General features: G+C 69.1%; 5 protein-coding genes. 2 read left to right on the top strand and 3 right to left on the bottom strand.

All coding sequences use genetic code 11. From position 1 onward, the window contains the following. Window positions 1–37: 37 nt before the first annotated feature. Window positions 38–1,045, bottom strand: coding sequence for a thioredoxin-disulfide reductase (gene trxB, locus AC1DZ6_RS15685; RefSeq protein ID WP_477098087.1), 1,008 nt, complete (start codon window positions 1,043–1,045; stop codon window positions 38–40). Window positions 1,046–1,109: 64 nt separating this feature from the next. On the opposite strand from trxB, the gene AC1DZ6_RS15690 reads away from it, so the two are divergent. Together AC1DZ6_RS15690 and pseI are read left to right on the top strand one after the other, a co-directional pair. Then, window positions 1,110–1,430 carry a hypothetical protein gene (locus tag AC1DZ6_RS15690; RefSeq protein WP_477098088.1) on the top strand — a complete coding sequence of 107 codons (321 nt, stop codon included), beginning with the start codon at window positions 1,110–1,112 and terminating at the stop codon, window positions 1,428–1,430. A gap of 220 nt (window positions 1,431–1,650) precedes the next feature. Next, complete coding sequence (pseI, locus tag AC1DZ6_RS15695) at window positions 1,651–2,703, top strand: pseudaminic acid synthase (RefSeq protein WP_477098089.1); 1,053 nt, start codon at window positions 1,651–1,653, stop codon at window positions 2,701–2,703. 303 nt (window positions 2,704–3,006) lie between these two features. Here the strand turns inward: pseI and AC1DZ6_RS15700 are convergent, their stop codons facing one another. Together AC1DZ6_RS15700 and AC1DZ6_RS15705 are read right to left on the bottom strand one after the other, a co-directional pair. Then, entirely contained in the window at window positions 3,007–3,999 is a 993-nt protein-coding gene (locus AC1DZ6_RS15700) for a LacI family DNA-binding transcriptional regulator (RefSeq protein WP_477098090.1), read from the bottom strand. Between the two features lie 91 nt (window positions 4,000–4,090). Next, the gene (locus AC1DZ6_RS15705; protein WP_477098091.1) at window positions 4,091–6,466 is read right to left on the bottom strand and encodes a TonB-dependent receptor; all 2,376 of its coding nucleotides are present in this window, start codon (window positions 6,464–6,466) and stop codon (window positions 4,091–4,093) included. Window positions 6,467–6,815 lie beyond the last annotated feature (349 nt).

Raw genomic sequence — 6,815 nt, forward strand, 5'->3', positions numbered from 1 at the left:
GCCCGGGATGACGGTTCTAAAAGATGGGCGAGAATCCCTACCAGACGCCGATCTTCTCGGCCTCGTGGTGGCTGATCGGGTGGTGGGCTTGTCTGTGGTCTTCCTCGGCCAGGAAGCGCACGGCCTCCAGGGCGGCCATGCAGCCCATGCCGGCGGCGGTGACGGCCTGGCGGTAGATATCGTCGGTGACGTCGCCGGCCGCATAGACGCCGGCCACGGCGGTCGAGGTCGTGCCCGGCTTGACCGACAGATAGCCGCCGGCGTGGGTTTCCAGCTGGTCCTTGAACAGCTCCGACGACGGGGCGTGGCCGATGGCGATGAACACGCCGTCGCAGTTCACGGTCTGGGTCTCGCCGGTCTTGACGTTCTTCAGCCGCACGCCGGTGACGCCGGGGGGCGAGGTCTCGCCCAGCACCTCGTCGATGGCGCTGTCCCAGATCACCTCGATCTTGGGGTGGGCCAGCAGGCGCTCCTGCAGGATCATCTCGGCCCGCAGTTCGTCCTTGCGGTGAACCAGGGTGACCTTGCTGGCGAAGCTGGTCAGGAACAGGGCCTCTTCCACGGCGGTGTTGCCGCCGCCGACCACGACCACTTCCTTGTTGCGATAGAAGAAGCCGTCGCAGGTGGCGCAGGCGCTGACGCCGAAGCCCTGGAACCTGCTCTCGCTCTCCAGGCCCAGCCACTTGGCCTGGGCGCCGGTGGCGATGATCAGGGTCTCGGCGAACCACTCCTGGCCGCTGTCGGTGGTGATGTGGAACGGGCGCTTGGACAGGTCGGCGCTCAGCACGATGTCGGCCACGAACTCGGTGCCCACATGCTCGGCCTGGGCCTTCATCTGGTCCATCAGCCACGGGCCCTGGATGACGTCGGCGAAGCCGGGATAGTTCTCGACGTCGGTCGTGATGGTCAGCTGGCCGCCGGGCTGGATGCCGGCGATCAGCACGGGCTTCAGCAGCGCGCGGGCGGCATAGATGGCGGCGGTGTAGCCGGCGGGACCCGATCCAATGATCAGGCAGCGGGTGTGGCGGGGTTCGAGAGTCGACATGGCCGCAGATATAGGGCCGATTCCAGTTTGGCGCGACGGGGCGCGGACAGATTTGGAGGGGGCGATGCGCAGCGGAACGCCGGTGGGGCTGATCCTGGGGGGCATGATCGGGGTGCTGCTGGGCGTGCTGATCGGCTGGATGCCGGCGACGCTGGGCCTCGGGGTCCTCCTCGGCGGCGCGATCGGGCACCTGGTGTCGCCGCCGCGCGATCCTCTGGCGAGGCGGGCGGCGGCGGGTGACGGCGGCGACGGCGGCGGCTGGTTCAGTTGGATGGGCGGCGACAACGGCGGCGCGTCGGACGCCGGCTGCGGCGACAGCGGGTCGGACGGCGGGGGTTGCGACGGGGGCGGTGGTGGTGATGGCGGGGGAGGGGGCGGGGACTAACCGCTCGTCCCTAAAAACGCCGCTTATCCCGGCGAATGCCGGGACCCAGATCCCATAGCGGTGCGGCGGGCTGGAAGAACTCAGCGCCTCTGGCGTCACCTGAAAGCTATTCCATCTGGGTCCCGGCATTCGCCGGGATGAGCGGATCAAGGGATGACGATCAACGCCTCGTCCACGATTTCTGGTTAATGTACGGAGACCGTACATAGAGCGCCCGCCCATGACCGCCCCCTTCATCGAGATCGCCGGCCGCAAGATCGGCGCTGATTTCGAGCCCTATGTAATCTGCGAGCTGTCGGGCAACCACAACGGCAGCCTGGACCGCGCGCTGGAAATGGTCGACGCCGCCGCCGACACGGGCTGCGACGCCATCAAGCTGCAGACCTACACCGCCGACACCATCACGCTGGACGTCGACCGCCCGGAGTTCAAGATCCACGGCGGCCTGTGGGACGGGCGCAGCCTGCACGAGCTCTACCTGGAGGCCCAGACCCCCTACGAATGGCACGGGTCCATCTTCGCGCGGGCCGCCAGGCGCGGGGTGACCATCTTCTCCAGCCCGTTCGACGAGACCGCCGTCGACCTGCTGAGCGGCCTGGACGCCCCCGCCTACAAGATCGCCTCGTTCGAGGCCGTCGATCTGCCGCTGATCCGCTACGCCGCTCGTCAGGGCAAGCCGCTGATCATCTCGACGGGCATGGCCAATCTGGCCGAGATGCAGACCGCCCTCGACACCGCCCTGCAGGCCGGGGCGGCGGGGGTGCTGCTGCTGCACTGCGTGTCCAGCTATCCGGCCAGTTTCGAGGACGCCAACCTTCGCACCATCATCGACATGGCCCAGCGCTTCGGCGTGCCGATCGGCCTGTCGGACCACACGCCCGGCACGGCCGCTTCGGTGGCGGCGGTGACCCTGGGCGCCTGCGCGATCGAGAAGCACTTCACCCTGGCCCGGTCCGACGGCGGTCCGGACGCGGCCTTCAGCCTGGAGCCGGCCGAATTCCGCGCCCTGGTCGACGACACCAAGAACGCCTGGAAGGCCCTGGGGGGCGTCAATTACGACCTGCTGGGCTCGGAACGCGGCAACCGCCAGTTCCGCCGCTCGCTCTACGTCACCGCCGACATCGCGGCCGGCGAGACCCTGACCAAGGCCAATGTCCGCTCGGTCCGTCCGGGCGAGGGCCTGCCGCCGGCCGACTACGAAGCCGTGCTGGGCAAGCCGGCCGCCCGCGCCCTCAAGCGCGGCGAGCCCCTGGCGTGGGACATGGTGGGGTAGGGGATCGACCCTTCAGACCCCTCTCTCATAGAGAGAGGGAGGGGCCCGCCGCCGCAGGCGGTGGGAGGGTGAGAGGTTACAGCCTGTCCGGTCTAAGCACGGCCAGGGTGGCGACCCCGCCAGGATCGGCCAGGATCCGTTCGTTGGCGGACCTCAACAGCTCCGTGCGGCTCTCGTCCCGCAATGGAGGGACTCGGGGTTTTTCCGGCCGSCGGTGAAACCTCTCACCCTCCCACCGCTTCGCGGCGGGCCCCTCCCTCTCTCWAAGAGAGAGGGGTCAAGAAGGCGCGCCGCGGCCCATCCTCAGCGCAACACCTTCACCGACTCCCGCGCCACCAGCTCGACATTGAAGACCACCCGGCGGCGCGGCTCGCCCCGGTGGGCCATGCGGCGCACCAGGGTCTCGACCGCCGCGGCCGCCATGTCCTCGACCGGCATGTCGATGGTGGTCAGGGCCGGCGTGTGAAGTTGGGCCCAGGGAATGTCGTCGAAGCCGACCACCGACACGTCGCCGGGGACCGACAGGCCCATGGCGCGGACATGGCGCATGACCCCGATGGCGATCAGGTCAGCGCCGGCGATCACCGCCGTGGCGCTGCGCCGCTCCAGCGCCTCGACCACGGGCGGCTCAAGGTCCAGCGAGAAGGCGTTGTGGACGTGCCAGGCCAGGGCGCCGCGCTCGCGCACCACGGCGATGGCGGCCTCGGCGCGCTGGCGGGCGCTGGAGGCCGCGTGCGGGCCGGAGATCACGCCGATGTCGACATGCCCCGCCGCGATCAGGTGCTCGGCGGCCAGCCGCCCGCCCTCGGCGTAGTCGGCCTGGATGACGTCGTAGCCCGGCAGGTTGCGGTCGAGCACGACGGTCGGCACGCCCTCGATCAGCCGCTCCACCGGCGCGACGTCGGCGATCGGGAACCAGACCAGCCCGTCCACTCCATGGTCGATCATCAGCCCCACGGCCCGCTCCTCGGCCTCGACCGAGCCCCCGGTGTCGGTCAGGAAGACGCTGTAGCCATGGGCCCGGGCGGCCTGGATCACGCCCTGGGCCAGGCTGGGGAGGAACGGGTTGGTCAGGTCGGGCAGGATCAGGCCGATGGCGCCGGTCCGGCCGGTCTTCATGGCCTTGGCGCTCTGGTTGGGGCGATAGCCCATCTGGGCGGCGATCTTCAGCACATGCTCGCGCGTCGCCTCGCCCACCGAGCCGGCGCCGTTGATGGCGTAGGAGGCGCTGGCCAGCGACACGCCGGCGGCCTGGGCCACCTGCTTGAGGGTCACGCGGCGGGGGGCGTCTCGCAACGGATCGCTCCTGGCCATTGTGGATTCCGGTGGTGCGGCCCACGCGACGTGAAACCTTTCACGTGGGCCGTCAAGGCTTGACGTCCGTCCGTCAGAAGCGGGCCCGCACCGACAGGGTCCAGGTGCGCGGCGCGCCGACGAAGTAGCGGTCCAGCGTGCGGTTGTTCGGCGTCGCCGCCGTATAGCCGAACTCCGGCTGGGTGGCGGTCGAACCGCTGACCGAGCCGATGTATTCCTCGTCGAGCAGGTTATCGACATTGAGCTGGAACCGCAGGTCGGAGACCCCGGCGCGCTTGAGGTCATAGGTCGCCGTCAGCCCGACCAGGGTGTAGCCGTCGATCGTCTCGACGCCGATCTCCTGGAAGGTGGTCGGGGCCACGATGTGGCCGCCGACCCGGTCGCCGACATGGCGGACGTTGGCGTCCAGCTTCACCCCGTCCAGCGGCTCCCAGCCGATCTGGCCGTAGAGGCTGTCCTTGGGGATGTCACGCACGCCCGCCCCGCCGATCACCGCCACGGCCGCCAGGGCCTTGCGCGCGGCGCTGCCGACGGCCGGGTCGTCGTGCTTGGCGTCCTGGTGCGAGTACGAGCCGTAGAGATCCACGCGGCCGAAGTCGTAATAGCCGGTCAGCTCGACCCCGCGCGTGGTGATCCCGGCGATGTTGACCGCCTTGGTCGCGACGTTGCCGCGCACGACTTCGTCGGGGTCCAGGGCGGCGGTCGGGTCTCGGGGCACGATGCCGACGTTGTTCTTCAGGTCCACGTCATAGGCCTGGATCGAGAACGCCATGTTCGGCTTCACGTAGCGCAGGCCGAGGTCCAGGTTCTCGGTCTCGACCGGGTCCAGGTCATTGGGGCTGATCACCGCCGTCGAGCCCAGGAAGGCGTCCTCGGGGATGCCGGCGAAGTTCTTGGCGTAGCCGCCGAACAGCTCCCAGGCCGAGGCCAGCTGGTACGTCGCGCCGATCTTCGGATTGACGTCCGAGTGCTGCGAGAACTTGACGTTGGCCTTGTATTCCAGCGGCGACCGAGCGTCGTAGGAGACGTCGTACCAGGTCAGGCCCAGGTCGATCTTCAGCCTGTCGTCGAAGGCGCGGAACTCGTCCTGGGCGTACAGCATCGTCGTCTCGACCGAGGCCGTGCGCTGGTACTCGACATAGTTCAGCTTGGAGCTGTCGTAGGCGATGCTCTGGGCCGAGTTGATGATCGGATAGAAGTTGCGGTTCTCGCTGGAGTCGCCGCCTTCCCACCAGCCGCCGACCCGAAGGTCGTGGCCCGAGCCGAAGACGTTCAGGGCCTTCAGTTCGCCTGTCGCGCCGTAGCGTTCGCGGTCGCGTGGGGTGACGCGCATGTCGGCCGGGCCGCCCACGACGTTGCTGTTGCGCAGGGTGGTCAGGGCGGGGCGGATCGCGCCGCCGCTCGCGTTGTAGCCGGTCACCGCGCGGGGATCGCCGCCCGTCAGGATGCGTTGGCGGTCCTGGTAGCGGAAGGATTCCCCGTCCAGCGTCTGGTAGTACGGATTGACGTCCAGGCTGACCGTGTCGGTCAGCTTGAAGTGGCCGTTCAGATAGGTCAGCCAGTCCTTGCGCCAGCCGCCCAGGGCGCCGCCGAAGTCGATGTCCTTGGCCGGGACGCCGGTCAGGGCGTCCAGCGCGCGGTCGCTGCGCGGGGCGGCCTCGAACTCGCCCTTGGTGACGATGTTGAAGTCGTTGTCGGTCTGGTCGTTGTACGAGACGCGGGCCTTCAGGAACGAGCCGTTGTCGAAGTCCTTCACGATCTTCAGCTCGTAGTGGTCGCGCTCCGAACCCCGGCTGTTCCGGCCCGCCCAGATGTCGTTCTCCTGGTGCGAATAGGTCAGGTAGCCCGACAGGCCGGGCGCGATCTCACCGCTGTCGACCCGGCCGTAGATCCGGCGGAAGTCGAACGCGCCTAGCCCGGCCTCGACCGTCGCCCCGAAGGCCTTGCGCGGGGCGTCGGTGACGAAGTCGATGAAGCCGCCCAGGGCGAAGCGCGACGGCGCGCCGATGTCGCCGGCGCTCTGCGAGACGGTGATCTTGCTGACGTTGCTGCTTTCGACGAAGCGCTGCGGCGGCGAGCCGCCGTTGAAGCGGCTGTCGCCGGTCGGGATCCCGTCCAGGGTCAGGCCGATCTGCTCGTCGGTCAGGCCGCGCATGTAGATCTCGAACGAGAAGCTGCCGCCGCGCGCGTCGCCGGTCGAGACCTGAACGCCCGGAACCTTGACCAGGGCCTGGGTGACGTCCGCGCCCATCGGGCGCTCCTGGATGTCCTCGGCGCCCAGGGTGAAGGTCGCGCGGGCCAGGCCCGAACCGAAGCGCTCGGCGGTGACCACCACCTCGTCGAGGGTCTGGTCGGCCGGCGCCTGGGCCGCGCTGGTCTGCGCCAGCGCGGGTTGGGCGGCCAGCACCGCGTACAGCGCGCTCGAAACCAGCCAGATGGACGTCTTCATGTTCAGGCCCCCGTGTGGCGATCCGCGTGGGCGATCGCCGAATGTCATCAAGTGAAACGTTTCATATTCACGATCGATGACGGTTTCGTCACGCCGGGACGGGGATCGGGTGACGGTTGGTTCGGGGGATTTCACAGGTTTTTCGCGGGCGCCCGCCGCGTCGCGCGACCGCGGAGCCAGCTCACGCGATTTCACGTCGGAATTCTGAAACGTTTCAGCCCGAGGCGCCGGGCCGTTCGGGCCAGGCTTCCAGCGTCCGGCGACGCCACTTGGCGACGATCAGGTCCAAGGCCGGCCCGCGCCGAAGCGGGGTCGGCCGTTGGCCTGGGCGGCTTGGGCCGCCCAGGCT

The sequence above is a fragment of the Caulobacter sp. P1_B12_2 genome (assembly GCF_056406675.1).